This is a genomic window from Arthrobacter sp. 05T442, assembly GCF_056395945.1.
On the sequence record NZ_JBFTKM010000026.1, the window covers coordinates 1 to 26,010 of the forward strand.

A 26,010-nucleotide genomic window follows, 5' to 3' on the forward strand; every position below is an offset into this window, starting at 1 on the left:
TCCACCAGGACTACTACGAACTACACCCAGGAAGATTCCGCCAACGACCCAGCACACCGGCCCCCGCCACACACGCCGGGATCAACCTCCCCCAGACCAAAACACCCCAAAAACCAGCCCAGTGACTCCACACAGCTTGACAACTTTCGGCTCCCGCACCTCCGCTTTGGAGGAGCGGGAGCGTGTCCCTTTTTCTTGCAGGAAGTGCGGGAACGTTTCGTCTTTTCCTGCAAGACGTGAGGGAGCGTCGACTCCGTGTTCGGATAATGAGACGACTTGACCAGAATGTGGATCGCTTGGCTAACCTGAAACTATGAGCGCATCCACGATTGACCTAGCTGTCATCCCCGGCGACGGCATCGGCCCGGAGGTCACGGCCGAAGCCCTGAAAGTCCTGGAAAAAGCGGCCGCCGCCGAGGGCATCGTGCTGCAGCAGACCCACTACAAGCTGGGCGCGCAGCACTGGCTCGAAACGGGGGAGACCCTGCCCGCGGAAACCCTCGCGGATCTCCGCACCCGCGACGCCATCCTCTTCGGCGCCGTCGGGGCGGCCCCCGGCGACACCCGGATCCCCTCCGGCATCATCGAGCGCGAGCTGCTGCTGAAGCTGCGCTTCAGCCTGGACCACTTCGTCAACCTGCGGCCCTCCCGCCTGTACACGGGCGTCCGCAGCCCGCTCGCCGAGCCCGGCGAAATCGACTTCATCGTGGTCCGCGAGGGCACCGAAGGTCCCTATGTGGGCAACGGCGGCACGCTGCGGGCCGGGACCCGGCACGAGGTCGCCACCGAGGTCTCGCTGAACACGGCCTACGGTGTGGAGCGCGTGGTCCGGGACGCTTTCCGCCGGGCCAACGAGCGGCCCCGCAAGAAGCTGACCCTCGTGCACAAGCACAACGTCCTCGTCTTCGCCGGGCACCTCTGGAAGCGCACCGTTGAGGCCGTGGCCCAGGAATTCCCCGACGTCACCCACGACTACCTCCACGTCGACGCGGCCACGATCTTCATGGTCACCGAGCCGGCACGCTTCGACGTGATTGTCACGGACAACCTCTTCGGCGACATCATCACCGACCTCGCCGCGGCCGTCACCGGCGGGATCGGCCTGGCGGCGTCGGGCAACATCAACATGGACCGCACGGCGCCCTCCATGTTCGAACCCGTCCACGGTTCCGCCCCGGACATCGCCGGCCAGCAGAAGGCTGATCCCACCGCCGCCATCCTCTCCGCAGCGCTCCTGCTGGACCACCTCGGGCACGCGTCGGCAGCCCGGAAGATCGAGGCGGCAGTCGTCGCTGACGTCGAAAGCCGCGGGGGCGGGTCCCGGAGCACCAGCGCGATCGGCGATGCCATCGCCGGCGCCCTCTAGGGCCCTGCGGGTCCCGGCTTCGGGCGTAAGCTTGTTTCGAATCACCAACATGCTGCCGTGGTCCGAGGATGAACCACGTTCACACACCAGGCAGCCGATCGTGGAGGAACCATGACTCAGACTGCCCATGGCGTCGAATTCACCCAGCAGCTCTCGGCGACCCCGAAGTCTGCTGAAGAGCGTGCAGCCATCCTGGCCAACCCGGGTTTCGGCGACTATTTCACCGACCACACCGCGATTGTCGACTACAGCGTTGACGTCGAGGGCAACGGTGGCTGGCACGATGCGCGGGTGGAGCCCTACGGTCCCATTTCCCTGGATCCTTCCGCGGCGGTGCTGCATTACGGCCAGGAGATCTTCGAGGGACTCAAGGCCTACCGCCACGCCGACGGGTCCATCTGGACGTTCCGTCCGGAGGCCAACGCCGCGCGCCTGAACAAGTCCGCCCGCCGACTGGCCCTGCCCGAGCTTCCGGAAGAGTACTTCCTGGGCGCCATCCGCGAACTGGTGTCCGTTGACAAGGGGTGGGTGCCCTACGGTGACGGCGAGGCCCTCTACCTGCGTCCGTTCATGATCGCCACCGAGGCCTTCCTTGGCGTCCGCGCCGCACGTGAAGTTTCCTTCCGCGTCATCGCCTCCCCGGCCGGCAACTACTTCGGCGGCGAGCTCAAGCCGGTCTCCATCTGGATCTCCCGCGAATACGCCCGCGCCGGCCGTGGCGGCACCGGCGCCGCCAAGTGCGGCGGCAACTACGCGGCCTCGCTCATCGCCCAGCAGGAGGCCGAGGCGCACGGCTGCAAGCAGGTCCTCTTCCTGGACCAGTTCAACGACAACGCGGTCGAGGAACTCGGCGGCATGAACGTCTTCTTCGTGATGAAGGACGGCTCGCTGGTCACCCCCGCGCTGAGCGGCACCATCCTCGAGGGCGTCACCCGCTCCTCCGTGATCCAGGTTGCCAAGGACATGGGCCGCGAAGTCACCGAACGCAAGATCACCCTGGACGAATGGCGCGACGGCGTCGCCTCCGGTGAGATCGTCGAGGTCTTCGCCTGCGGTACCGCCGCCGTCATCACCCCGATCGGCGTGCTCAAGGACAACACCGAGTTCATCGGCTCCGAGGACGCGAAGGCGGGGGAGACCACCATGGCCATCCGCGCACAGCTGCTCGGGATCCAGACCGGAACCGTCGAGGACACCCACGGCTGGTTGACCCGCCTGGTCTGACCCATAGCCCAGCCTCCGGATTGCCGGAGCGTTCGACGGCGGCTCCCCACCACTGGTGAATCTTTGGTAAGGGGCCGCCGTCGTTGTGCGGGCGGGGACCCCTCCCCACCACTGGTGAATCTTTGGTGAGGGGCCGCCGTCGTTGTGCGGGCGGGGACACCGCTGCCGGCCGCCATTGCTGTATTGCTCCTCGTGTGGGGACCGCATTCGGTGCGAAGATGGAACTGTGACCCCGGACGAAGAGCGCACCGTTGCGCGCAGCACCCACCTGACGCGCTTCCGCCTTGCCCCGAATCCGGGCCCGATGAGCCTGCACGGCACCAACTCCTACGTGATCGCGGCCCCCGGTGCCGCCAGCACCGTCGTCGTGGATCCCGGACCCGCTGACGAGCAGCATCTGCAGGAGCTGGCCGGGGCAGGCGCCGTCGAACTCATCCTCATCACGCACCGGCATGCGGACCACAGCGCCGGGGCCGAACGCTTCGCCGAACTCACCGGCGCCCCGGTCAGGGCCGCGGACCCCCAGCACTGCCACGGGGGCACCCCGCTGGCGGACGGGGAGCTCATCCACGCCGCGGGGGTGGAAATCCGGGTCCTGGCGACCCCGGGCCACACCTCGGATTCGGTCTGCTTCCACCTGCCGCAGGACGGCGCCCACGGTTCCGTGCTGACCGGAGACACCATTCTGGGCCTCGGCACCACCGTCCTGGACTACCCCGATGGCACCCTCGGGCACTACCTCGACTCGCTGGACCGGCTCGAACGCCTCGGCCCCGCGACCGTCCTGCCCGCCCACGGTCCCATGCTCCCGGCCCTGGACACCATCGCCCGCGCGTACCGTGACCACCGGCAGGGCCGGCTGGCACAGGTCCGGGCCGCCCTGGCCGACCTCGGCGCGGACGCCGGCGTCGCCGACGTCGCCGACGCCGTGTACGCCGCCGTCGATCCCGCCGTTCGGCCCGCGGCGGAACTCTCCGTGGCCGCCCAGCTCGAGTATCTGCGCTCCGGCCCTGGCGCTGCCTGAGGGGCGCGGCCGGAGACGGTACGCTTGGAGCCATGCGTATCGCCCGGTTTGTAGTCGATTCTGATCCCCTCTACGGCATTGTTGAAGGTGACCCCGGCAGTGAGGAAGTCACTGTCATCAAGGGTGACCCCTTCTTCCACGGCGTGGAACGAACCCTCATGAAGCACAAGCTCGAGGACGTCCGCCTCCTTGCGCCCATCATTCCCCGCAGCAAGGTGATCGGCGTCGGCCGCAACTTCGCGGAGCACGCGCACGAGCTCGGCAACGAGGTTCCCCAGCAGCCCCTGCTGTTCCTGAAGCCGAACACCTCCGTGATCGGCCCCAACGATCCGATCATCCTGCCGGAGTTCTCCGAGGAAGTGTCCTTCGAAGCCGAGTTGTGCGTTGTGATCGGCCGGATCTGCAAGGACGTGCCCGAAGAACGCGTCGACGATGTCGTCTTCGGCTACACCTGCGGCAACGACCTCACCGCCCGCGACGTCCAGAAGACCGACCTCCAGTGGGCCCGGGCCAAGGGCTTCGACACCTCGGCTCCGCTGGGGCCGTGGATCGAGACCGACCTCGACACCGAGGACCTGCAGATCCAGGGCCGGCTCAACGGCGAACTGCGCCAGGACGGCAGCACCAGCCAGATGATCCGCGGCGTCCGTGAACTCGTCTCCATCGTCTCGCGGGCGTTCACCCTCCTGCCAGGCGACGTCATCATGACAGGCACCCCGGCCGGCGTCGGCCTGGTCCAGGCCGGTGACCGCTTCGAGGTCGAGATCGAGGGCATCGGCCGGCTCTCCAACCCGGTCGTGCGCCGCTAGGCACCTCGACGGCGGCGACCCTCGGTTTCCGCGCCGATTCCGGACAGCCGCTACGTGGATCCACGTGGCGGCTGTCCGTTTTCGCAGCGGATTCGACAGCGGATTTCGCAACCGGGATCAATACAGTGCACGCGGTAAAGTTGGAGTCACTATGACTACTCCTTCTGCGCCCGCCGCCGTCCCCAGCTCAGCCACCCGTGAAGTGACCCGTGACGTCACCGCCGAAACGCCGGTCCGGGTCCGGTTCTGCCCGTCGCCCACGGGCACCCCGCACGTCGGCCTGATCCGCACGGCCCTCTTCAACTGGGCCCACGCCCGGCACACCAAGGGCACATTCGTGTTCCGCATCGAGGACACGGACGCCGCGCGCGACTCGGAAGAGAGCTACCAGCAGCTGCTTGAAGCGCTCAAATGGCTGGGCATCAGCTGGGAAGAGGGCGTGGAAGTCGGCGGCCCGCACGAGCCCTACCGCCAGTCGCAGCGCCTGGACCTGTACAAGGACGTCGTCGCCAAGCTGATGGATGCCGGCTACGCCTACGAGTGCTACTCCTCGCCCGAGGAAGTCGAGGCACGGCACCGGGCCGCCGGCCGCGACCCCAAGCTCGGCTATGACAACTTCGACCGTGAGCTCTCCGCGGAGCAGCTGGCCGCGTTCAAGGCCGAGGGCCGCCAGCCCGTGCTGCGCGTGCGGATGCCGGACGAGGACGTCACCTTCACCGACATGGTCCGCGGCGACATCACCTTTAAGGCCGGCAGCATCCCGGACTACGTCATTGTCCGTGCCGACGGATCCCCGCTGTACACCCTGGTCAACCCCGTCGACGACGCCCTCATGGGCATCACGCACGTCCTCCGCGGCGAGGACCTGCTCTCGTCGACACCGCGCCAGGTGGTCCTCATCCGGGCGCTCATGGAGATCGGTGTCGCCAGCTACATGCCGGCCTTCGGGCACCTGCCGTACGTCATGGGCGAGGGCAATAAGAAGCTCTCCAAGCGTGATCCGCAGTCCAACCTGTTCCTGCTCCGGGACCGCGGCTTCATCCCCGAAGGCCTGCTCAACTACCTGTCCCTGCTTGGCTGGAGCCTCTCCGCCGATGAGGACATCTTCACCGTGGACCAGCTGATCGAGAATTTCGACGTCAACGACGTCCTCGCCAACCCGGCCCGCTTCGACATCAAGAAGGCCGAGGCCATCAACGGCACGCACATCCGGATGCTCGACGCCGGGGATTTCCGCAGCCGCCTCGTACCCTACCTGCAGGCTGCCGGGTTCGTGGGGGAGAGCCTCACTGCCCGTGAGGAGGAGATCCTCGCCGAGGCCGCGCCGCTGATCCAGGAGCGGATCTCGCTGCTGGGCGAAGCTCCGGAGATGCTCGCGTTCCTGTTCAAGGCCGACAACGCCATCGACGTCGCGGATGATGCCCGCAAGGGCCTGCCGGAGAACCTCACCGAGGTGCTCGACGCCGCCCTCGCCGCGCTGGAACCCCTCGGCGAGTGGACGGCGGAGAACATCCAGGCTGCCCTCAAGGAGGCCCTCGTCGAGGGCCTCGGCGTGAAGCCGCGCCTGGCCTTCGGCCCGGTCCGCACGGCGATCTCAGGGCGCCGGATCTCCCCGCCCCTCTTCGAATCCATGGTCATCCTGGGCAAGGACTCGTCCCTGGCCCGGCTGCGCGCCTTCCGCGGCTGATGACGACAGCTCCCGGGCCTGGAAACGCCGCGCTGGCCACCGGCCTGGGCGCCATCCGCGGTGTCCTGTTCGATATCGACGACACACTGGTGGACCTCGAGTTCGCCATGACGGCTGCGCTGCGGGACGTCAGCGAGCACCTCCTCCCCGGCCTGGACCAGGCAGGGTGGGAGAAGTTCGGGCGGATCTTCACCCGGGAGACCACCCACTTCTACGACCGCTATCTGGCCGGCGAGCTGAGCTTCAACGAACAACGGCTGCTCCGCGGCCGGGCGGCCCTGGGGCACTTCGGCGTCGAGCTGGAGGAAGGCGAGCAGGCCCACCACTGGGTGAGTTCCTACGCGAGCCGCCAGCACGGCTACATCCGGGCGTTCGACGACGTCACCCCGCTCCTGGATGCCCTCGACGCCGCCGGCATACCCTACGGTGCTGTGAGCAACAACGTCCACGACTACCAGCGGGTGAAGCTCGACGCTGCGGGACTGGAACGCATCAGCGTGCTTGTAGGCACCGACACCGTCGGTGTCCCGAAACCGGATCCCGCCATCTACCTTGAGGGGGTCCGGCGCCTCGGCACCGGTGCCGGCGAAACGCTGTACGTCGGCGACAACAGGCTCCTCGATGCTGAAGGCTCGACGGCGGCCGGCCTCACGGGCGTGTGGCTGAACCGCGGCGGGGAGCCCGCCCCGGGATTCCTCGGGCGGGAGATCAGCTCGCTGCTGGAACTGCTGGAGGACGGTGCATAGCCTCCTGGCCCGGGGCGGCGCTGCCGTTCCGGGGACCGGGGCCTTAATTCTCCCGGCCAAGCTCTCCGATTGGGAGGGCTTGCCTGTGGGGCCGCACTTTGTGGTCCTCCGGATCGGGCTGGTGCTCCTGGCTGTGCTCCTGGCGCTGGCTGTCCGCAGTAAGATCCTCAAGCGTGTCTGGGGGATGGGGTGGCGCCGCGCGGCCATAGGCTGCGGCGCCGGTGCAGTCCTTTTTTACGTTGTCTGGATCGTCTACCTCGGCGGCGTCATGCCCTCGGAGACGGTTGCGCGCAACTGGAACATTGCATGGCTGGGACTGGATGCGTTCGAAGGCCTGAGCGCCCTGTTGACATTGCTGTTCCTGCTCCGGCGCAGCCCCTACGCGGTGCTGACCACCGCGTCGTTCTGCACGAGTCTGTGCATCGACGCCTTATTCGACGTCACCACGGCCGCCCCCGGAGTGCCCCTGACCACGGCCGTCCTTGAGGCCGTGCTCGTCGAGCTTCCCTTCGCTGTCCTCTCCGGTGCCCTCGCCCTCAAGCTCCTCAATGCCAGCCACCCGTCGCGGCTGCCGCCCGCGGTGGAGCAGGCGCCCGCAGCGGATTGATCGGCCGGCACTCAGGATTCGTCCAGTTTTGTCCCTTTTACTTGGGGCTGAAACTTTCGTTTTGAGGAGATACTACGTGGAACAGCCCCCATACCCCGAAGGCGTTGCAGGGCCGCCGGTCGCCCCGCACCAGAGCACGCAGGCACCTCCGACCGTGCCTGTGCCCCAGACCGGTCCCGCAGCCGGGCCCTTCGCCGGACCCCAGCCCGGCTATGCGGCGGGATTCCCGGTCAGGAAGAAGTGGTGGAGCCTGCCGAAAGTCCTGGTGGCTGCAGGAATTGCAGTCCTTCTCGCAGGCGGAGGCGGGGGAGTGATCGGGTACTCCTTGGGAAAGACCGATGCCACGCGCCAGGTCGGACAGAGATTCCAGAACGGACGACCGAACGGCGCTAACGGTCAGGGCCGCCGTGGCCCCGGTCAGGGCCAGGTCCAGCCGTCGGCCCCGAGCACTCCGGGCGGCGGCATCAACCCTTAGCCCCGGTCCAGCTGGTCAGCGCGCCAACCGGCCAAGAAGAGCGGCAGCAATGCTGATCATTGCGATCGCGGACAAGAGCAGCACGGCGAAATCGAGGAAGAGGCTGGCCGGGGTGCCGATGAGCAGCCCCCGGAGGGCGTCGACCTCGTAACCGAGCGGATTCGCCTGGTTGAGCGCCTGCAGCCAGCCGGGCATGAGGCTGACCGGGTACAGGGCATTCGAGGCGAAGAACAGGGGCATGGTGATTGCCTGCCCGATTCCCATGACCCGCTCCCGGCTCAGCACCAGACCCGCGACAGTAATGGACAGGCAACAGAAGAAGGCCGAGCCGAGGACAACGAAACCGGCTACTGCGAGCAGCTTGAGGGGGTCCCCGGTCAGTGCGACGCCCAGCACGGCGGCAAGCAGGAGCACCACCACGGCCTGGACCAGCGCCCGCATCCCTGAGGCAAAGGCTTTTCCTGCCACCAGGGCCACCCTGGGGGTGGGCGTGACCAACAGTTTGGCCAGGCCGCCGGTGGGCCGGGAGCCGCCCCGGACGTGGACGGGATCGGCCCTGGTGTCACTGCGGGGGCGTGCCATCCCGGCTTCTATCTGAGGCTACCGTGCCGAGGCCGGCCCCGGTGGAGGCCAGGAAGACGTCGTCCAACGTGGCATCGGGGCCGAGGCCCTTCTTGAGTTCGGCCGGTGTGCCGAGACCATGAATCCGGCCGTGGTGCATCATTGCGATCCGGTCGCAGTGCTGATCCGCCTCGTCCATGTAATGCGTGGTCACCAGGACAGTCATGCCGGTACTGGCCCGTACCTCCTGGATCCGGGCCCACACCGCGGCCCGCCCGATCGGGTCCAGGCCAATGGTCGGCTCGTCAAGCACAAGCAGCCGCGGGGCGCTAACCAGGGCCTGGGCCAGTTCCAGCCGCCGGACCATTCCGCCGGAAAGGGTTTTCGCCCGCTGCCCACCGACCTCTGCCAGGCCGACGGCGGCCAGCGCTGCCGCCACCACGCGACGCCGGTCCCTCCGGGGGACGTCGAAGAGCCGTGCGAAGAGCGCGACGTTTTCCGTTGCCGTGAGGTCGGCGTCGGCCGAGGGCTGCTGGGGCACGTATCCGATCAAGCGGCGCACTTGGAGCCTGTGCCGGGCCACGTCCACGCCGAACACCTCGATGGATCCGATCTTGGTATTCAAGAGGGTCGTGATCATGCGGATGACTGTGGTCTTCCCGGCCCCGTTAGGTCCGAGCAACCCGAAGATCGTCCCCGCCCCCTCGTCGAGGTCCACCCCGGCGACGGCCACCGTGCTGCCGAAGCTGTACCTTATGCTTTTGCACCGGACTGCGGCGACGTCATTCACCTCAGCACACTTTCCGAAAGGCGCGAACGCGGCTCCCACAGCCACGGGCCGGGACGGGAAAGCGCCCCGGCCCACGGCGGTGGAACGCGCATCTTCAGCCTTGCGGACGGCGGCCGGGCCCGACAGTGTCAAAGGTCCTGCCCACGATGCCCCGTCCACGATGCCCGGCGCGCGAAGCGCCCGGCCGGCGGGCTGCCTAGGCGCGTTCCAGCGTGGGGCGCCTGTTCCTCAGGACCAGGAATGCTGCAACGGATCCCAGTCCCAGCACTCCCACGAGCCCGAGGGCCGTGGCCGCGTCGGACTGCCCGATCATGCTGGTGGGCGAGACTGCGGCGGCGCTCGAATACAGCGTGCCGGTGCCGTCTGCTATCCGGGCATTGCCGTCGGCGAGCTTGTCCGCACCGGTGGCGAGCTGGGAGGATCCGGATGCCAGCTTGGTGTTGCCGGTCGAGAGCTCGGATGCCCCTGAAGCAAGGGCCTGGGTGCCGGTGAGCAGGCCCGGGTTGTCGGTATCACCGGGGTTCCCCTTGATGCCGGCATTCAGGGCCACGGTGCCGTCGGCCAGGCGCGAGCTTCCGTCCGTCATCTTCGCTGCGGCCTTGATCAGGCCGGGGTGCTCGGGATCCCCGGGAACTCCATCCATTCCAACGCGGATCTTGGAGGTGCCGTCGGCAAGCAGCCGGGTGCCCAGGACGACACCGGGGCTGGTGGGGTCCTGGCTGTTGAGCTTGCCGGCAAGTGTGGCGAAACCGGCAGCCAGTTTTCCGGTTCCGGCGTGGAGCTGGTCCGCTCCTGCCTGGAGCCGGGCCCCGCCTGCCTGGAGCTGGGTTGCCCCGGCGTCCAGCTTGTGGGCCCCGGCGGTGATCTTGACGATCTTGTCCTTGACCACGGACAGCGGAACGAGTCCCTGGACGGGGTCCGAGGCGGCGGCCTGCAGGAGCTCAAGGGCTTGTGCCAGGGCAGCCGTCCCCGTGCCTGCCGCGGGGTCGTTGTTGGCGCCGCGGTAGCCCTTGAGCTGTACCGTGCCGGCGGCCAGCTCCCCGGCGCCGCCGGCGAGCTGGCCGGCGCCAGCGTTGAGCTGCGTCGCGCCGTCGGCCAGGTTGTTTTCGGCGTTGCCCGCTGCGGTGGGCGTCAGGGCAGCCGATAGCTGGACGGCTCCGGCTGCGAGCTTGTGGGCGCCGTCATCGACTTTGTAGACGCCGGGAACCAGCTTTTGGTTGACGTCGGTTTCAATCTTCACCGCTCCGGTGGAGAGCTGGCTGGCGCCGTCCTGGAGTTTGTCCGCGCCAGGGGCGAGCTTGTCGGCGATGCCCGCGTGGATCTTGTACGCACCGGCGGAAAGCTTGCCGGCACCGGTATCGGCCTGGCTGGCGCCGTTGGCCAGTTTTCCGGCGCCTTCCTTCAGCTGCTCCGCACCGGCGGAGGCTTGGCCGGCGCCGTCCTTGAGCCTGGCGGAACCGTCGGTGATGCGCCCGGTAACGAGCGTGTAGAACCCGAACAGTGCGATGAGCAACAGGGCAAGGACGGCTATGGCGAGCTGTTGGGCCCGGGTTCGGGTCTTGCTGGCAGCGGCGGCACGACTCTGTGACACAGATGGTTCCTCTCAACGGTCTCGCCGGCAGCAGTTCCGCTGCCGGCCACCCCTGGCGGCTGTGATGCAGCTAACACCGGAAAATGATCGCAAAGCTGCCCGCAGCCAGGCGGGGGAGGGGTGGTTACTCATTGGTAACTTACCGAGCGTAAACTTGCCGCGCCCCCGTTGGCAAGGGTTTCAGGGTTTTCGGGACCGTCATGGACGCATCCTGGTCGTGCGGCGGCACCCTGAAGCCCAGTCGCGGCTCGATTTGTGCAGGCGAAAAGTCTCGGGTAAAGTAATTACTCGTGCTGAGGCGCCGGGAGCGCGGGTTTAGGCCTGCGGATCCGGTCCGAAAGTTCCATTGGGATATGGTGTAATTGGCAACACTACGGTTTCTGGTACCGTCATTCTAGGTTCGAGTCCTGGTATCCCAGCTATGAAAATCCGCGGATTTCTGCGGTGGATCAGAAGTTTCGAGTCGGTACGTTAGATTTGAAACATTTGCCGGGTGTGTGAAAGAATCGCCTGGCGTGAACTGCAGGAATGCGGTTCTGGAGAGTACGCGGCCCCATCGTATAGCGGCCTAGTACGCTGCCCTCTCACGGCGGTAACGCGGGTTCGAATCCCGCTGGGGTCACCAACAAGACGGTCCCGGGCAACAGCCCGGGGCCGTTTTTCGTTGCCCTGCTGCAGGCGGCCTAGCCCCCCGGCTCCAGTGCCGCTGCCGCGTCGCGGACCTTGATCATGGTCCGGAGGTTCCGGGTGGTGGTGGAAGCCTTGTACTTCGGCTTCGAGGAGAGTTTGCTGAACGGGCTGTCCAGGGTGCCGCCGGTGGGCGCCAGCCAGGCCAGGGCTTCGGGGCCGAGCCGGATCATCTCCGTTCCATCCAGCGCCCTTCCAGCCGCGTAGAGCTCGGAAAGCACATCCGGGTCCGAGGCCAGGGTCAAGTACGTGTGGGTGGACGCGTCGTCGGCCGGGTACGGGCACGCCCCGACGAGCTCGGCCACGCGGGCGGCGGCCAGAACCACCACCCAGGCGTCATAGCCGAACCCTTCCCGCAGGCAGGCCTCGAATTCGGTCTTGACCCCGGCAGGATCCAGCGCGCTGGCCAGAACGACGTTGCCGCTGGCCAGGAGGGTCTTCACGCCCGTGAACGGCCGGGACTTCAGCGACTCCTGCAGATCGGCCATCTTGATGTTGATGCCGCCCACGTTGATGCCCCGCAGGAAGACCGCATAGCTATTCATGGGCACAGCCTAGCTTTCCGCGCGCCGAAGATGCGGCAAGGAACTTAGTCGTTCGTTTTGCGGAGCGCTTCCGTCAGGACGCGGCCTGCATTGCAGACCACCTCGGCATGCAGGCGCCCCGGCTGGCGGGTCAGGCGCTCGATCGGGCCTGAAATCGAGACGGCAGCGATCACCCGGCCGGACGGGCCACGGACCGGGGCCGAAACAGAGGCAACCCCGGGCTCACGTTCGCCGAGGCTCTGGCCCCAGCCCCGCCGTCGGACCCCGGCGAGGACGGTCGGGGTGAAGCGGGCGGACTGGAGTCCTTCCAGGAGCCGGTCATGGTCTTCCCACGCCAGCAGCACCTGGGCGGCGGAGCCGGCCTTCATGGAGAGCTGGGTGCCCACCGGGATGGTGTCGCGCAGGCCGATGGGACGTTCGGCGGAGGCGACGCAAACCCGCCAGTCGCCCTGGCGCCGGAAGATCTGCGCACTTTCGCCGGTGGCGTCGCGCAACTGCATGAGCACGGGCCCGGCGGAGGCGATCAGCCGGTCTTCGCCTGCGGCCGAGGCCAGCTCAACGAGGCGGCTGCCGAGCACAAAACGGCCCTGGATGTCCCGGCTCACCAGGCGGTGGTGGACCAGTGCGAGGGCCAGGCGGTGCACGGTGGGCCGGGCGAGGCTGGTGGCCGCGACAAGCTGCGCGAGGGTGGTGGGGCCGGCCTCAAGTGCGTCAAGCACATGGGCCGCTTTATCGATGACTCCGACGCCACTAGAATTGTCCATGTAATGATATTGCCGTCTCAATATCTGAGATGCAAGTCATTTCGCTGGCGTGTTCCATAGCAGGGCTGATTCAGTGGAGACATCCAACCAATTGCAGTGAAGGGAGAAGGCCGTGGCAAAGACACTGGCCGAGAAGGTCTGGGACGCACATGTGGTGCGCAAGGGGGACGGCGAAGGAGCAAACGCCCAGCCCGATCTTCTCTTCATCGACCTCCACCTTGTCCACGAGGTGACTTCCCCGCAGGCGTTTGAAGGCTTGCGCCTGGCCGGTCGCAAGCTCCGCCGGCCGGACCTCACCATCGCCACCGAAGACCACAACACTCCCACGCTGGACATCGACAAGCCAATTGCAGATCTGACCAGCCGGACCCAGATCCAGACCCTGCGCAACAACTGCAAGGAGTTCGGGGTCCGCCTGCACTCCCTTGGCGACGCCGAGCAGGGGATCGTTCACGTCGTTGGACCGCAACTGGGCCTCACCCAGCCCGGCATGACCGTGGTCTGCGGCGACTCGCACACCTCCACGCACGGCGCCTTCGGGGCTCTCGCCATGGGCATCGGCACCTCCGAGGTGGAGCACGTCATGGCCACCCAGACACTGTCGCTGAAGCCCTTTAAGACCATGGCCATCAACGTGGAGGGCACGCTGCGGCCCGGAGTGTCCGCCAAGGACATCATCCTGGCTGTCATCGCCAAAATCGGCACCGGCGGAGGCCAGGGATACGTGCTGGAGTACCGCGGTTCAGCGATCCGTGCGCTGTCCATGGAAGCCCGGATGACCATCTGCAACATGTCCATCGAAGCGGGGGCCCGCGCCGGCATGGTCGCCCCGGACCAGACCACCTATGACTACATGTACGGCCGCCCGCACGCGCCCCAGGGCGCCGGCTGGGATGCCGCCGTCGAGTACTGGAATACGCTGCGCACCGATGACGGCGCCGCGTTCGACGTCGAGGTGGACCTCGACGCCGACACCCTGGAACCGTTTGTGACGTGGGGGACCAACCCGGCCCAGGGCGTCTCCCTTTCCGCCAGGGTGCCGTCGCCCGAGGACTTCGGCGACGAGAACGCCAAGGCCGCCGCCGAACGTGCGCTGCAGTACATGGGACTCGAAGCCGGGACGCCGATGAAGGACATCCGGGTGGACACCGTCTTCCTGGGGTCCTGCACGAACTCAAGGATGGAGGACCTCCGGGCCGCCGCGGACATCATCCGCGGCCGCACGAAGGATCCGAATATCCGGATGCTTGTGGTCCCCGGCTCCGCCCGTGTCCGCCTCGAAGCCGAGGCCGAGGGGCTGGATAAGGTTTTCAAGGAATTTGGAGCTGAATGGCGGTTCGCCGGCTGCTCGATGTGCCTGGGCATGAACCCGGACCAGCTCGAGGTGGGGGAGCGGTGCGCGTCGACCTCCAACCGCAACTTCGAGGGACGCCAGGGCAAGGGCGGCCGCACCCACCTGGTCTCGCCGGTAGTGGCCGCGGCCACCGCCGTGCGCGGCACGCTGAGCTCGCCGTCGGACCTGGCACCCGCTCCTGAGTCCGAGGCGCTGCGCGTCGGCGCAGCCTAGTTCCCGCCGCCCCGATTCTTGCCGCTTAGATCTGCAGAGCTCAAAAGGACCCATCATGGAAAAGTTCACGACCCACACCGGAATCGGTGTCCCGCTGCGCCAGAGCAACGTGGACACGGACCAGATCATCCCTGCCGTCTACCTCAAACGCATCACCCGCACGGGCTTCGAAGATGCCCTCTTCGCGGCCTGGCGCAAGGATCCGGCCTTCATCCTGAACCAGTCGCCCTTCAGCGCCGGCTCCGTGCTGGTGGCCGGGCCGGACTTCGGCACCGGGTCCTCACGGGAACACGCCGTCTGGGCGTTGAAGGACTATGGCTTCAAGACCGTGCTGTCCTCCCGGTTCGCCGACATCTTCCGGGGCAACTCCGGCAAGCAGGGCCTGCTTGCCGCTGAGCTTGCCCAGGACGACATCGAGCTCATCTGGAAGGAGCTCGAGAACGCCCCCGGCACCGAGGTCACGGTGGACCTCGTCTCCAAGACGGTGCAGTGCGCCAACATCGTCGCGCCGTTCGAAATCGACGACTACACGCGCTGGCGCCTGCTTGAGGGCCTGGACGACATCGGACAGACCCTCCAGCACGAGGAAGACATCACTGCCTTCGAGGCCACCAGGCCCGCGTTCATGCCCAGGACGTTGCCCGCCCGGCTGTCCTGACGCTGTCCTGCACCAGCGGCAAACATCCCGTATTTCGGATCGGTAACGGAAGCTCCTATGCTTGGTTGGAGCCTTTGTAAGGATTTGGGGGCGAGTAGTCGTGAGGAAACCGGTATATGAGTAGTGTTCTGACAATCCGCGGAGGCGTCCCGCTAACAGGCCGCGTCACCGTTCGCGGGGCCAAGAATTTGGTCCCGAAGGCGATGGTGGCTGCCTTGCTGGGCAATGAGCCGTCCGTGCTGCGCAACGTCCCTGAGATCAAGGACGTCGAGGTTGTCACCAGCCTGCTCCAGCTCCACGGCGTCACGGTGGAGAAGGATCCCGTCTCCGGGGACCTGACCCTTGACCCGAAGGGCGCAAAGACCGCCTCCAGCACCGCCATCGATGCGCACGCCGGGGACTCCAGGATCCCGATCCTGCTGTGCGGGCCGCTGATCCACGCGATCGGCGAGGCGTTCATCCCGGATCTGGGCGGCTGCAAGATCGGTGACCGGCCGATCGATTACCACCTCAATGTCCTGCGCCAGTTCGGTGCCGTGGTGGAAAAGCGCCCCGGCGGCATCCACATCTCCGCCCCCAACGGACTCAAGGGGGCCAAGATCGCCCTGCCGTACCCGTCCGTCGGAGCCACGGAGCAGGTGTTGCTGAGCGCCACAAGGGCGGACGGCATCACCGAGCTCTCGGGTGCGGCCACCGAGCCTGAAATCGTGGACCTTATTGCTGTGCTGCAGAAGATGGGCGCGATCATCAGCGTCCAGACCGACCGCACTATTCGGATTGAAGGCGTCCGGGACCTCGGCGGCTACAACCACCGCGCCCTCTCCGACCGCAACGAATCCGCCTCCTGGGCCTCCGCGGCGCTGGTCACCCGCGGCGACATTTTCGTCGAAGGCGCCACCCAGCGCGACATGATGACGTTCCTGAATACCTTCCGCAAGGTCGGCGGCGGCATGGACATCGGCGACGACGGCATCCGCTTCTACCACCGTGGCGGCAAGCTCAACCCGCTGGTCCTTGAAACCGACGTGCACCCCGGCTTCATGACCGACTGGCAGCAGCCGTTGATCGTCGCCCTGACCCAGGCCGAGGGCGTGTCGATCGTCCACGAGACCGTGTATGAGAACCGCTTCGGATTCACTGATGCCCTGATCCGGATGGGTGCCAATATCCAGGTCCACCGCGAGTGCCTCGGCAGCGTCCCGTGCCGCTTCGGCCAGCGCAATTTCCTGCACTCGGCCGTGATTTCCGGACCGACGCAGCTCAAGGGCACCGACATCGACGTGCCCGACCTGCGCGGGGGGTTCAGCCACCTCATCGCTGCCCTGGCCGCCACCGGCACCTCACGCGTCACCGGAATCGACATCATCAACCGCGGCTACGAGCGCTTTACCGAAAAGCTCGCGGGCCTCGGCGCCGATTTCGACATCACCGCGGCCAAGTAGCGGGGGACCTGTGAAGGAATCGGCCAAAAGCCACATCACCTTTGTCGCGGTCGCCGGGATTGTCCGGCCCGTGATGAATCTGCTGATGAACAAGAAGTGGGAGGGACTCGACAAGCTCCCGGCTGGGGGCTTCATTGCCGCCCCCAACCACTGCACCGAGATCGATCCGCTGGTGGTGGGGCACATGCTCTACAACCAGAAACGGATGCCGCACTTCCTGGCCAAAGCCGGACTCTTCAAGGTGCCGGTCCTCGGCGCCGTGCTGCGCGCCGCCAAGCAAATTCCCGTGGAACGCTCTTCTGCGGGGGCCAACCGTTCGTTGCAGCTCGCCAAGGAAATCGTGAGCGAGGGCGGCGCCATCATCATTTACCCGGAAGGCACCCTCACCCGTGATCCTGGGCTGTGGCCGATGAAAGGCCACACCGGCGCTGCCCGGATGGCCCTCGAAAGCGGAATCCCTGTGGTGCCCATGGCCCACTGGGGAGCCCACGAGGTCCTGCCACGTTACGCCAAGCGGTTCCATATCTTCCCGCGCAAGACGTCCCGGCTCGTCGTCGGCGATCCGGTCGATCTGAGCGCTTTCGCTGACCGGCCGCTGGACCGGGCGACCCTCACCGAGGCCACAACCGTGATCATGGACGCCATCACGGGCCTGCTCGCAGGCCTGCGAGGCGAAGAGCCGCCGGCGCAGCGGTGGGACCCCTCCGCGCACAACCAGTCCACTCACGGCCGTTTCGTCGAGCGCCGGGACACCCAGGGCACCGACGCGGACGGCGCCGCATGACGGCGGACGTCCACGGTTCCGGCGCCGCCACCACCGTGGCCGTCCTCGGGGCAGGATCCTGGGGAACCACGTTCGCGAAGATCGTCGCCGACGCGGCCACGGCCTCGGGGGTTGAGCGCCGCATCCGCCTGTGGGGCCGCCGGGCGGAGGTCGTGGACCAAATCAACACGGCGCACCGGAACGAGCAGTACCTCAAGGACATCGAGCTTCCACCCGGCATCACGGCCTCGACTGATGTCGCCGAGGTCCTGGCCGGCGCCGAGCTCGTCATCCTCGCCGTCCCGGCGCAGACCCTGCGGCCGCAGCTGCGCGAATGGAAACACCTCGTCCCGGCCGGTGCCTTCGTGGTGTCCCTGATGAAGGGCCTCGAGCTGCACACCGACGCCCGGATGAGCGAAGTGATCTGTGAGGAGCTCGACATTCCGGCCGCCCGGGTCGCCGTCGTTTCAGGACCCAACCTGGCCATGGAAATCGCCAGGGAAGAGCCCACCGCCTCCGTAGTGGCCTGCTCCGACGCCGCAGCGGCGGCCTGGGTCGCCCGCAGCTGCACAGCGCCCTACTTCCGCCCGTATACCACCACCGACGTGATCGGCGTCGAAATCGGCGGCATCGTCAAGAACGTCATTGCCCTGGCCGTCGGCATCTGTGAAGGCAAGCAGATGGGGGACAACACCAAAGCCTCGGTCATCACGCGCGGCCTCGCCGAGACGTCCCGGCTTACGCTCGCCCTGGGCGGGCAGGCACGGACCATGGCAGGGCTCGCCGGCCTGGGTGACCTCGTGGCAACATGCTCCTCGCCGCTCTCCCGGAACCACACCGCCGGGCGGCTGCTGGGAAAGGGACTGACCCTTGAGCAGGTCACCGCCGAAATGAACCAAACGGCCGAGGGGATAAAGTCCAGCCAGGCCGTCCACGAACTGGCGGGCAAACTTGGCGTGGAAATGCCGATCACGGCCGCCGTGGTTGCCGTACTGGCCGGAAAATTGTCCGTAGACGAACTGGGCCCGCTGCTGCTGGCCCGGGACCTTAAATCCGAAGGCGATTACTGAGAGTGGCTGAAAACAACGTGCCCACGACCGTGACCACAGAGACCCGCTCCAGCCAGCCCAGGCCCAGGGTGGCCGTGCTGTTCGGCGGTCGCTCCAGCGAACACGCGGTCAGCTGCGTGACCGCCGCCGGCGTGCTCGGTGCGATCGACAAGGACAAGTACGAGGTCATCCCCATCGGCATCGCCAAGACCGGCCAGTGGGTGCTGGCCTCCGGCGACACCACGGAGTGGTCGCTTTCCGCGTCCGCGCTGCCGGAAGTAGCGCCCTCGGCGCAGACCGTCGCGCTGGCAGAGATCGGCGGCGAGCACCAGCTGATCGTCGCGTCCCCGAACCAGGTTCCTCAGGAGCTCGGCTCCGTGGACGTCGTGTTCCCGCTGCTGCACGGTCCGTTCGGCGAGGACGGCACCATCCAGGGGTTCCTGGAGCTCTCCGACACACGCTACGTCGGCGCGGGCGTGCTTGCCTCCGCCGTCGGCATGGACAAGCACTTCATGAAGGTCGTCTTTGAATCGGCCGGACTCCATGTGGGGCCCTACATCGCCGTAACGGACCGGCAGTGGCTCAATGACCCGGAGACGGTCCGCAAACGCGTGGACCAGCTCGGTTTCCCGGTGTTCGTCAAGCCGGCCCGGGCGGGATCGTCCATGGGCATTTCCAAAGTGGACTCGCTGGAGCACCTGGACGCGGCGATCGAGACGGCCCGCGAGCACGACCCCAAACTCGTCATCGAGGCCGGCATCGTTGGACGCGAAATTGAATGCGCCGTACTGGAAGGCCGCGGAACTGAGGCTCCCCGGACATCCATGCCCGGCGAGATTTCCGTGGCGGGCGGCGGCCACGAGTTCTACGACTTCAACGCCAAATACGTGGAGGACGACGCCGCCGCGCTCAGCTGCCCGGCCGACATCCCCGAGGAGGCGATCGGCCGGGTCCGGGAGCTCGCCGCCGTTGCCTTCGACGCCGTCGGCGCCGAGGGACTGAGCCGGGTCGACTTCTTCTACACCCCCGACGGCGAACTCATCATCAACGAAATCAACACCATGCCCGGGTTCACGCCGAAGAGCATGTACCCGCAGATGTGGAAGGCCTCGGGGCTGGGTTACGCGGATCTGATCGACGAGCTCATCTACCTGGCACTGCACCGCAAGACCGGCCTGCGGTAGCGGCTACTTGCCGGGCGGCAGGTTCTGAAGATCCGCCTGCCCGACGCAGTTCCTCGTCGCCTTGATTTTCAGGGCGGAGGACGAGAGGTCTGCCAGCACGGTGGCCGAGCTGATCTTGTCCGGATCCATCAGGATCTCCGTGGCCGGTTCTCGCCCGAAAGTGGTCAGCGTCCACACCGGGTTGCCTTCCTTGATGACCCAGTCGACGCCGTTCACGCTGACGCAGCGGTCCGTGGTGGGCCCCGGGACATTGACGCCGCAGCGCAGGACCACGAGGGACGGGTCGCCCCACGCGGCTGTCGCCTGGGCGTTGGTCTTGCGCAGCTTGGCGTCGCCCAGGGCGTCCGGCAGCGCCAGCATCATGGGCGCGCAGGCGGCGTTCGCCGCATCCTTCGCCGGGGCGACGTCGACTACCGGCGAGCAACCGCCCAACGCCAGGCCCGCGAGGGCCGCGCCCGCCAGGATTCGGAGCGGACGAATGGAATCCTGGGCGCGGAACTGGTGCATCCTTCAAGCCTATCCCGGCCCACCAGGGTGCCCGGACCCCGCCGGCAACCCGCGTTGTCGCACCGTCGCGGTAGCGTAGGGCTGTGCCCGAATCTGCTGCGCCCGACTCCCCAATGCCCGACTCCCCAATGCCCGCCTCTCCACTGCCCGAATCCGCCGGTCCCGGTCCCCGCGTTCCCGAGCAGCCGCTGACCGTTGCCGGACTCACCGAGTCCGCTCTCCTGGACCGCATCTTCCCGCGCCTGCACCGCGGGTCCGCCGCGACGACGTCCGTGCTCCTCGGGCCCGGCGACGACGCCGCGATCGTCGCGGCCCCTGACGGGCGGACCGTGCTGAGCATCGACACCCAGGTGGTGGACCAGGACTTCCGGCTCGAGTGGAACAACGGCTACCGGACCTCCGGCTATGACGTCGGCTGGAAAGCCGCCGCACAGAACCTCAGCGACATCAACGCCATGGGCGCGCGCGCCACCTCCCTCGTGGTCAGCCTGACGATGCCGCCGGAGACCCTTGTCTCCTGGGTGGAGGACTTCGCGGACGGCATCACCGCCGGCATCCGGGAGCTCGGCGCCCCTGACTGCGCGGTGGCCGGCGGCGACCTCGGCCGGGGCCGGGAACTGTCCGTCAGCATCGCCATCCTGGGGACCCTCGACGGCAAGGACCCCGTCCTCCGGTCCGGGGCCCGCCCGGGGGACACGGTGGCCCTGGCGGGCACCGTCGGCCGCGCCGCTGCCGGACTTGCCCTGCTGGAATCGAGCGCCGGCGTGCATACCCTGAGCGCAGACCAGCGGGCCCTGATGGACACCCAGTGCAGGCCGCATCCGCCGCTCGCGGCCGGGCCCCTGGCCCGGGAGTCAGGAGCCACGGCCATGATGGACATCTCCGACGGCCTGGTGCGGGACGGGAACCGCCTCGCCGCGGCCAGCCGCGCCGTGCTCAACCTCGACGCGGCCGCGCTGAAGGAACTGACGGTGCCGCTGCTGCCGGCATCCGGGCTGCTGGGAGCAGACCCGATGTCCTGGGTCCTCGGCGGAGGCGAAGACCACGGACTGCTCGCCACATTCCCTGCAGGCCTTCAGCTGCCTCCCGGTTTCACTGCGATAGGCTCGGTAGAGGCCCCTGCACCAACAGGAAGCACGGGCGTAAACATCGCGGGCAGGCCCGCTGACGCTGTGGGATGGGATCACTTTGCAGACTAAAATTGCCGCCAACGCGCAAGCGATGAAGCGGTGGTTGGGCAAGGCGGAAACTACGCTCGGCAACCACAGCGACCGGCTGAACGCCATCAACATCTTTCCCGTCGCCGACGGCGACACCGGCACCAACCTCTACCTGACGGTCCGCGCCGCGGCCCACGCCTTCCACGGTACGGGGGCCGCCACAGAGGTCCACGGCGCCGGCGAGAAGTCCCGGCACGTGGTCGCGGCCCCTGATCCGGCCCAAAACGACGTCGGAGCCGTCCTCGCCCAGGCCGGCCAGGCCGCCATGGAACAGGCCCGCGGCAACTCCGGAACCCTGTTCGCCGTGTTCCTCTGCGCCGCCGCCGAACCGCTGGCCGGCCACACCCGGCTGAGCGCCCCGCTGCTGGCCGCCGCCTTGAACCGCGCCCAGATCCGCGCCTGGTCCGCGCTGAGCGATCCCGTGCCCGGCACCATGCTCTCCGTCATGGAAGCGGCCGCCCGCGCCGCCGCGGCCGTGGACTCGGCGCACGACGGTGACGACAGCAACCACACGCTGGCCCTGGCCCTGGACGCCGCCGTCGAGGCCGCCCTCGACGCCGTCGTGCGCACCGAAGACCAGCTTGCCGCCCTGCATGCAGCCCACGTGGTGGACGCGGGCGGGGTCGGGATGCTGCTCATCCTCGACTGCCTGCGGTCCGCCGTGCTCGGTGAAGAACTCCAGGGCGAGCTCCTGGACGGACTGCACGGCTACGACGTGCAGGATCCCCACATCCACGCCGACATGCCCCGCGACGACGGCGTGGAAGTCATGTGCACGATCGCGCTCTCGCCGCTGGACGCCGCCATGATGCGCCAGCGGCTCGACGAAATGGGCGACTCCGTCATCATGAGCCAGGTGGGCGGCGCGGCGGACGCCGCCGGCCACTACCGCTGGCGCGTCCACGTCCACGTGACGGACCCGGACCCCGCCGTGGCCATGATCCGGTCCCTCGGTCAACCCACGGACATGTCCGTGAGCGAGCTCGCCGTTCCGCGTGTCTCTGATGCGCCCCGTGCTTTTGAGGTGCCCGCTCTTGGCGCGCCCGATGCCCACGTGCGGACCCCCGACGGACATGTCCGCTGAACTTGAGCTCGGCCTGGAACGCCGGATCGGCAAGCGTTCCGCGGCCGTCATTGAAAAACACCTCGGCATCAGCACCGTCGGCGGCTTGCTGGATTACTTCCCGCGCCGCTACCTCAGCCGCGGCGAACTGACCCCCATCAGCGAGGTCCCGCTGGATGAGGAAGTGACCCTGATTGCGCGGGTAATCTCCAGCAGCACCCGGCCCATGCGCGCCCGTCGGGGATCCCTCACCGACGTCGTGATCTCCGACGACGTCGGAGCCGGCACCACCGTCCGGCCCGCGGGGGCCGGCCTGCCGGGCACCCTGAAAGTCAGCTTCTTCAACGGCTTCCGGGCCAAGGCCGAGCTTCAGCCGGGCCGCCGTGCCATGTTCTCCGGGAGGGTGACCCGCTACGCGGGCTCGCTGGGCCTGACCAACCCGGACTTCCAGCTGCTGGATGAGGATCCGGACCTGCCGGGGATGGATCCGGAAAAGCTTGCCGCCATGCCCATCCCCGTGTATCCCGCCACGGCCAAACTCACCAGCTGGTCCATCCAGAAGGTGATCACGACGCTTCTGGACACCGTTGACCTGGAAACCATCGGCGACCCACTGCCCGCGGAAATCGCCGCCCGAGAGAAATTCCTGCCCGTCGCGGAGGCCTACCGCCTGATCCACGCCCCGCAGACGCCGGGGGACTGGCAGCGCGCCCGCGACCGCTTCCGCTACCAGGAAGCCCTGGTGCTCCAGTCCGCCCTCGCCCGGCGCCGCGCCCAGCTCGCCGCCGAGGAAGCCACGGGCCGCCGGCCGGTCGCCGACGGGCTGCTGACCGCCTTCGACCGCCAGTTGCCGTTCACCTTGACGGCCGGCCAGGCCGCCGTCGGCAAGACCTTGTCCGAAGAGCTCGCCCAGGATTCGCCGATGAACCGTCTCCTGCAGGGCGAGGTTGGCTCCGGCAAGACGATCGTGGCCCTGCGCGCCATGCTTCAGGTGGTCGACGCCGGTGGACAGGCGGCGTTGTTGGCGCCCACCGAAGTGCTCGCCGCCCAGCACTTCGAATCGATCCGCCGGACGCTCGGCCCGCTCTCCCGTGACGGGATGCTCGGCGGCTTTGGCCCGGACGCCGTCCAGGTCACCCTCTTGACCGGTTCCATGCCCACCGCGGCCCGGAAGCAGGCCATGCTGGATGCAGCCTCCGGGACGGCCGGGATCGTGATCGGAACCCACGCCCTGCTCAGCGAGAACGTCTCCTTCTATGACCTCGGGCTGATCGTGGTGGACGAACAGCACCGCTTCGGTGTGGAACAGCGCGACGCCCTCCGGGCCAAGGCCAGCAAACCGCCGCACCTGCTGGTCATGACCGCCACCCCCATCCCCAGGACCGTGGCCATGACCGTGTTCGGCGATCTCGAAACCTCCGTGCTCGACGAGCTCCCCGCCGGCCGCGCCCCGATTTCCACCCACGTGGTGGGCCTGGCGGAACACCCGGCGTGGGCCACGCGCATCTGGTCCCGTTCACGCGAAGAGATTGACGCCGGCCACCAGGTCTATGTGGTGTGCCCCAAGATCGGCACGGACGACGACGGCGACTTCACCCCCGGCGAGGCCGAACCCTCCGCTGCGGACCTGGAAGGCGACAACGGCGCGCGCGAGCTCGCCTCCGTCACCGGCGTGGTGGAACACCTCCTGGACGAACCGGCCCTGGCCGGCGTCACCGTGGCACCCCTCCACGGACGGCAGGACCCGGCCCTCAAGTCCGCGGCCATGGCCGCGTTCACCGCCAATGAGACCAAGCTGCTGGTCTCCACCACCGTGATCGAAGTCGGCGTGGACGTCCACAACGCCACGCTCATGGTGATCCTCGACGCCGACCGGTTCGGCATCTCCCAACTCCACCAGCTCCGCGGACGGGTGGGCCGCGGCGGGCTCCCCGGCACGTGCCTGCTCGTGACCACGCTGGAACCGGGCCATCCAAGCCGCCGCCGCCTCGACGCGGTGGCCGCCACCACGGACGGCTTCGAGCTCTCGCAGGAGGACCTCAAGCTGCGCCGCGAAGGGGACATCCTGGGTGCATCACAGTCCGGCGGCCGCTCCACGCTGAAGCTGCTTCGCGTGCTCGAACACGAGGACGTGATCGCCCGGGCGCGCCAGGACGCCCAGGGGATCGTGGCGGCCGATCCCTCCCTCGCAGGCCAGCCCGGCCTTGCGGCCGCGATTGACGGATACTTGAACCCCGAGAAGGAGGCGTTCCTTGAACGCGGCTAGGACCACGAGCCAGGCAAGCACATCCACGGGTGGCTGCGCATGAGCCGCATCATCTCCGGCGCGGCAGGAGGAAGCCCGCTGGTCAGCGTGCCCGGCACCTTGACCCGGCCCACGACGGACCGGGTCAAGGAAGCATTGTTTTCGCGGCTGGACGCCTTCGACGTGATCTCAGGCTCCCGTGTGCTGGATCTCTACGCCGGATCGGGCTCGCTGGGGGTTGAAAGCGCCAGCCGCGGCGCGGACTTAGTGGATCTCGTGGAATTCGATGCCAAGGCCAGCGCCGTGTGCCAGCGGAATGCGGACCTCGTCAACACGGTCGCGCGCCGCAAGGTGGTTACCGTGCACCGCTCCAAGGTCGAATCGTTCCTCGACCGCGCGGCGGAGGGCGTCCTGTGGGATCTGGTATTCCTGGACCCGCCCTACCCCCTGGACGAGCCGGCGCTGGCCGCCGTGCTGGCCAAGCTTGCCCCGCACCTCGCGGCAGGCGCCGTCGTCGTAGCGGAACGCTCGTCCCGGACCCCCGAGCCGGCGTGGCCCGAGGGCCTGGAGCGGTTTGCCGAGAAGAAGTATGGGGAAACCCGGCTGTGGTTCGCGGAGCCGAGCGCGGAGCCAAGCGCCGGGCCGGAAGCCTAGACGGACAGCGCGTCCAGCTCGACGCCGGAAAGCACCTTGGCCGGGTGTGGCCCGCGCGCGGTCAGCGCCGCGGTCCACGCCGCCGGCCACGGCGTTTGCGTTCCGGTCAGGATGATGTTCCCGGGGTAGCGGCCGGTGAACATGGCGGCCTCGGCGAAGGCCGAGACATCGGCCATGGCCCGGCGCAGCGCGGCCACCTGGCTGCGGACCAGGGTCAGTCCGGGCTCGTCGCCCACGTTGACCACCAGCACCCCGCGCGGCGTAAGCCTCGCCGCGGCCTCGAGGTAGAACTCCGTGCAGGCTATGTGCTCAGGCGCGTCGGGCCCGGAGAAGATGTCGAGGATCACGACGTCGAAGCGCAGCTCCGCCGGAAGCTCGGCAAGGGCGGCCCGGGCGTCCCCGACCACGGTATGCAGCCGGGTTCCCTCCGGGAGGGGCAGCTCCTGCAGCACAAAGTCCAGCAGTTCACGCTCCAGCTCCACGGCGTATTGCACCGACCCCGGCCGGGTGGCCTGGATATAACGCGCCAGGGTCAGGGCGCCGGCGCCGAGGTGCAGCGCGCTGATCGGTTCCCCCCACGGGGCCGCGAGATCGACCACATGGCCGATCCTGCGCAGGTATTCATAGAAGATCTCGTCCGGGTCCGCCAGATTGACGTGGGACTGCTCGGCCCCGCCGATGCTGAGCACGAAGCTGCCGTCGGTAAAGGGATCCGGTTCGATAGCGGCGTGCTGGCCCGCTGTCCGCAGGAACCGCGAGGCGCCGCCCTGGTGTCCGGCCAC

Annotated in this window: 25 protein-coding genes and 2 tRNA genes; 20 read left to right on the forward strand and 7 right to left on the reverse strand. The window is 67.8% G+C overall.

The window, feature by feature from the left end; translation table 11 throughout:
• Window positions 1-313: 313 nt before the first annotated feature.
• From AC1DES_RS17630 to AC1DES_RS17665, 8 genes are all read left to right on the forward strand, one after another.
• Window positions 314-1,366: a 3-isopropylmalate dehydrogenase gene (locus AC1DES_RS17630; RefSeq protein ID WP_476897000.1), complete on the forward strand. Its 1,053-nt coding sequence runs from the start codon at window positions 314-316 to the stop codon at window positions 1,364-1,366.
• 111 nt (window positions 1,367-1,477) lie between these two features.
• On the forward strand, window positions 1,478-2,590 hold the full coding sequence (locus tag AC1DES_RS17635; RefSeq protein WP_476897001.1) for a branched-chain amino acid aminotransferase: 1,113 nt from the start codon (window positions 1,478-1,480) through the stop codon (window positions 2,588-2,590).
• Between the two features lie 226 nt (window positions 2,591-2,816).
• On the forward strand, window positions 2,817-3,614 hold the full coding sequence (locus AC1DES_RS17640; protein WP_476897002.1) for an MBL fold metallo-hydrolase: 798 nt from the start codon (window positions 2,817-2,819) through the stop codon (window positions 3,612-3,614).
• A gap of 32 nt (window positions 3,615-3,646) precedes the next feature.
• Entirely contained in the window at window positions 3,647-4,423 is a 777-nt protein-coding gene (locus tag AC1DES_RS17645) for a fumarylacetoacetate hydrolase family protein (RefSeq protein ID WP_476897003.1), read from the forward strand.
• Window positions 4,424-4,574: 151 nt separating this feature from the next.
• The gene (gltX, locus tag AC1DES_RS17650; protein WP_476897004.1) at window positions 4,575-6,110 is read left to right on the forward strand and encodes a glutamate--tRNA ligase; all 1,536 of its coding nucleotides are present in this window, start codon (window positions 4,575-4,577) and stop codon (window positions 6,108-6,110) included.
• The gene (locus AC1DES_RS17655; protein ID WP_476897005.1) at window positions 6,110-6,856 is read left to right on the forward strand and encodes an HAD family hydrolase; all 747 of its coding nucleotides are present in this window, start codon (window positions 6,110-6,112) and stop codon (window positions 6,854-6,856) included. Before gltX ends, AC1DES_RS17655 begins: the two co-directional genes overlap by 1 nt.
• On the forward strand, window positions 6,849-7,463 hold the full coding sequence (locus AC1DES_RS17660; protein WP_476897006.1) for a hypothetical protein: 615 nt from the start codon (window positions 6,849-6,851) through the stop codon (window positions 7,461-7,463). Before AC1DES_RS17655 ends, AC1DES_RS17660 begins: the two co-directional genes overlap by 8 nt.
• Window positions 7,464-7,539: 76 nt before the next feature.
• Window positions 7,540-7,938 (forward strand): hypothetical protein, encoded by a 399-nt coding sequence (locus AC1DES_RS17665; protein WP_476897007.1) that lies wholly within the window; start codon window positions 7,540-7,542, stop codon window positions 7,936-7,938.
• Between the two features lie 15 nt (window positions 7,939-7,953).
• Here the strand turns inward: AC1DES_RS17665 and AC1DES_RS17670 are convergent, their stop codons facing one another.
• The 3 genes from AC1DES_RS17670 to AC1DES_RS17680 form a co-directional block, all read right to left on the reverse strand.
• Complete coding sequence (locus AC1DES_RS17670) at window positions 7,954-8,520, reverse strand: ABC transporter permease (protein ID WP_476897008.1); 567 nt, start codon at window positions 8,518-8,520, stop codon at window positions 7,954-7,956.
• A complete protein-coding gene (locus tag AC1DES_RS17675) occupies window positions 8,501-9,289 on the reverse strand; it encodes an ABC transporter ATP-binding protein (RefSeq protein ID WP_476897009.1) in 789 nt (262 codons plus the stop codon). The genes AC1DES_RS17670 and AC1DES_RS17675 overlap by 20 nt, the downstream gene beginning before the upstream one ends.
• Before the next feature lie 196 nt (window positions 9,290-9,485).
• Window positions 9,486-10,880 carry a hypothetical protein gene (locus tag AC1DES_RS17680; RefSeq protein ID WP_476897010.1) on the reverse strand — a complete coding sequence of 465 codons (1,395 nt, stop codon included), beginning with the start codon at window positions 10,878-10,880 and terminating at the stop codon, window positions 9,486-9,488.
• 347 nt (window positions 10,881-11,227) lie between these two features.
• On the opposite strand from AC1DES_RS17680, the gene AC1DES_RS17685 reads away from it, so the two are divergent.
• Together AC1DES_RS17685 and AC1DES_RS17690 are read left to right on the forward strand one after the other, a co-directional pair.
• Window positions 11,228-11,299 (forward strand) — tRNA-Gln (locus tag AC1DES_RS17685).
• A 130-nt stretch (window positions 11,300-11,429) separates the two neighbouring features.
• Window positions 11,430-11,505, forward strand: a tRNA-Glu gene (locus AC1DES_RS17690).
• Between the two features lie 58 nt (window positions 11,506-11,563).
• On the opposite strand, the gene AC1DES_RS17695 is transcribed toward AC1DES_RS17690, so the two are convergent.
• Together AC1DES_RS17695 and AC1DES_RS17700 are read right to left on the reverse strand one after the other, a co-directional pair.
• Window positions 11,564-12,112, reverse strand: coding sequence for a DUF1697 domain-containing protein (locus AC1DES_RS17695; protein WP_476897011.1), 549 nt, complete (start codon window positions 12,110-12,112; stop codon window positions 11,564-11,566).
• A 44-nt stretch (window positions 12,113-12,156) separates the two neighbouring features.
• Window positions 12,157-12,876 (reverse strand): IclR family transcriptional regulator, encoded by a 720-nt coding sequence (locus tag AC1DES_RS17700; protein WP_476897012.1) that lies wholly within the window; start codon window positions 12,874-12,876, stop codon window positions 12,157-12,159.
• A 112-nt stretch (window positions 12,877-12,988) separates the two neighbouring features.
• On the opposite strand from AC1DES_RS17700, the gene leuC reads away from it, so the two are divergent.
• The 6 genes from leuC (at window position 12,989) to AC1DES_RS17730 (ending at window position 19,539) form a co-directional block, all read left to right on the forward strand.
• Window positions 12,989-14,443, forward strand: a complete 1,455-nt coding sequence (gene leuC, locus AC1DES_RS17705; protein WP_476897013.1) for a 3-isopropylmalate dehydratase large subunit — start codon at window positions 12,989-12,991, stop codon at window positions 14,441-14,443.
• A gap of 55 nt (window positions 14,444-14,498) precedes the next feature.
• Entirely contained in the window at window positions 14,499-15,101 is a 603-nt protein-coding gene (leuD, locus tag AC1DES_RS17710; protein WP_476897014.1) for a 3-isopropylmalate dehydratase small subunit, read from the forward strand.
• Between the two features lie 116 nt (window positions 15,102-15,217).
• The gene (gene murA, locus AC1DES_RS17715) at window positions 15,218-16,543 is read left to right on the forward strand and encodes a UDP-N-acetylglucosamine 1-carboxyvinyltransferase (protein WP_476897015.1); all 1,326 of its coding nucleotides are present in this window, start codon (window positions 15,218-15,220) and stop codon (window positions 16,541-16,543) included.
• A gap of 10 nt (window positions 16,544-16,553) precedes the next feature.
• On the forward strand, window positions 16,554-17,327 hold the full coding sequence (locus tag AC1DES_RS17720) for a lysophospholipid acyltransferase family protein (RefSeq protein ID WP_476897016.1): 774 nt from the start codon (window positions 16,554-16,556) through the stop codon (window positions 17,325-17,327).
• Window positions 17,324-18,376, forward strand: coding sequence for an NAD(P)H-dependent glycerol-3-phosphate dehydrogenase (locus tag AC1DES_RS17725; protein WP_476897017.1), 1,053 nt, complete (start codon window positions 17,324-17,326; stop codon window positions 18,374-18,376). Before AC1DES_RS17720 ends, AC1DES_RS17725 begins: the two co-directional genes overlap by 4 nt.
• A 17-nt stretch (window positions 18,377-18,393) precedes the next feature.
• Window positions 18,394-19,539: a D-alanine--D-alanine ligase family protein gene (locus tag AC1DES_RS17730; protein ID WP_476897032.1), complete on the forward strand. Its 1,146-nt coding sequence runs from the start codon at window positions 18,394-18,396 to the stop codon at window positions 19,537-19,539.
• Between the two features lie 3 nt (window positions 19,540-19,542).
• Here the strand turns inward: AC1DES_RS17730 and AC1DES_RS17735 are convergent, their stop codons facing one another.
• The gene (locus tag AC1DES_RS17735) at window positions 19,543-20,046 is read right to left on the reverse strand and encodes a DUF3515 family protein (protein ID WP_476897018.1); all 504 of its coding nucleotides are present in this window, start codon (window positions 20,044-20,046) and stop codon (window positions 19,543-19,545) included.
• Window positions 20,047-20,174: 128 nt separating this feature from the next.
• On the opposite strand from AC1DES_RS17735, the gene thiL reads away from it, so the two are divergent.
• Genes thiL through rsmD form a run of 4 tightly spaced genes read left to right on the forward strand, consistent with a single transcriptional unit; the run spans window position 20,175 to window position 25,228 of the window.
• Window positions 20,175-21,245 carry a thiamine-phosphate kinase gene (gene thiL, locus AC1DES_RS17740; protein ID WP_476897033.1) on the forward strand — a complete coding sequence of 357 codons (1,071 nt, stop codon included), beginning with the start codon at window positions 20,175-20,177 and terminating at the stop codon, window positions 21,243-21,245.
• Between the two features lie 22 nt (window positions 21,246-21,267).
• Window positions 21,268-22,350 (forward strand): DAK2 domain-containing protein, encoded by a 1,083-nt coding sequence (locus tag AC1DES_RS17745; protein ID WP_476897034.1) that lies wholly within the window; start codon window positions 21,268-21,270, stop codon window positions 22,348-22,350.
• A complete protein-coding gene (locus tag AC1DES_RS17750) occupies window positions 22,340-24,595 on the forward strand; it encodes an ATP-dependent DNA helicase RecG (RefSeq protein WP_476897019.1) in 2,256 nt (751 codons plus the stop codon). Before AC1DES_RS17745 ends, AC1DES_RS17750 begins: the two co-directional genes overlap by 11 nt.
• A 39-nt stretch (window positions 24,596-24,634) precedes the next feature.
• On the forward strand, window positions 24,635-25,228 hold the full coding sequence (gene rsmD / locus AC1DES_RS17755) for a 16S rRNA (guanine(966)-N(2))-methyltransferase RsmD (protein WP_476897020.1): 594 nt from the start codon (window positions 24,635-24,637) through the stop codon (window positions 25,226-25,228).
• Here rsmD and AC1DES_RS17760 read toward each other — a convergent pair.
• The gene (locus AC1DES_RS17760; protein ID WP_476897021.1) at window positions 25,225-26,010 is read right to left on the reverse strand and encodes a spermidine synthase; all 786 of its coding nucleotides are present in this window, start codon (window positions 26,008-26,010) and stop codon (window positions 25,225-25,227) included. The two genes, rsmD and AC1DES_RS17760, sit on opposite strands and share 4 nt — an antisense overlap.

What these genes read in the sequence shown, in the direction of transcription:
- AC1DES_RS17630 (WP_476897000.1), top strand. Translation starts at nt 314, where the DNA reads ATGAGCGCATCCACGATTGACCTAGCTGTCATCCCCGGCGACGGCATC.
- AC1DES_RS17635 (WP_476897001.1), top strand. Translation starts at nt 1,478, where the DNA reads ATGACTCAGACTGCCCATGGCGTCGAATTCACCCAGCAGCTCTCGGCG.
- AC1DES_RS17645 (WP_476897003.1), top strand. Translation starts at nt 3,647, where the DNA reads ATGCGTATCGCCCGGTTTGTAGTCGATTCTGATCCCCTCTACGGCATT.
- gltX (WP_476897004.1), top strand. Translation starts at nt 4,575, where the DNA reads ATGACTACTCCTTCTGCGCCCGCCGCCGTCCCCAGCTCAGCCACCCGT.
- AC1DES_RS17655 (WP_476897005.1), top strand. Translation starts at nt 6,110, where the DNA reads ATGACGACAGCTCCCGGGCCTGGAAACGCCGCGCTGGCCACCGGCCTG.
- AC1DES_RS17670 (WP_476897008.1), bottom strand. Translation starts at nt 8,520, where the DNA reads ATGGCACGCCCCCGCAGTGACACCAGGGCCGATCCCGTCCACGTCCGG.
- AC1DES_RS17695 (WP_476897011.1), bottom strand. Translation starts at nt 12,112, where the DNA reads ATGAATAGCTATGCGGTCTTCCTGCGGGGCATCAACGTGGGCGGCATC.
- AC1DES_RS17700 (WP_476897012.1), bottom strand. Translation starts at nt 12,876, where the DNA reads ATGGACAATTCTAGTGGCGTCGGAGTCATCGATAAAGCGGCCCATGTG.
- leuD (WP_476897014.1), top strand. Translation starts at nt 14,499, where the DNA reads ATGGAAAAGTTCACGACCCACACCGGAATCGGTGTCCCGCTGCGCCAG.
- murA (WP_476897015.1), top strand. Translation starts at nt 15,218, where the DNA reads ATGAGTAGTGTTCTGACAATCCGCGGAGGCGTCCCGCTAACAGGCCGC.
- AC1DES_RS17725 (WP_476897017.1), top strand. Translation starts at nt 17,324, where the DNA reads ATGACGGCGGACGTCCACGGTTCCGGCGCCGCCACCACCGTGGCCGTC.
- AC1DES_RS17735 (WP_476897018.1), bottom strand. Translation starts at nt 20,046, where the DNA reads ATGCACCAGTTCCGCGCCCAGGATTCCATTCGTCCGCTCCGAATCCTG.
- thiL (WP_476897033.1), top strand. Translation starts at nt 20,175, where the DNA reads ATGCCCGCCTCTCCACTGCCCGAATCCGCCGGTCCCGGTCCCCGCGTT.
- AC1DES_RS17745 (WP_476897034.1), top strand. Translation starts at nt 21,268, where the DNA reads ATGAAGCGGTGGTTGGGCAAGGCGGAAACTACGCTCGGCAACCACAGC.
- AC1DES_RS17750 (WP_476897019.1), top strand. Translation starts at nt 22,340, where the DNA reads ATGTCCGCTGAACTTGAGCTCGGCCTGGAACGCCGGATCGGCAAGCGT.
- rsmD (WP_476897020.1), top strand. Translation starts at nt 24,635, where the DNA reads ATGAGCCGCATCATCTCCGGCGCGGCAGGAGGAAGCCCGCTGGTCAGC.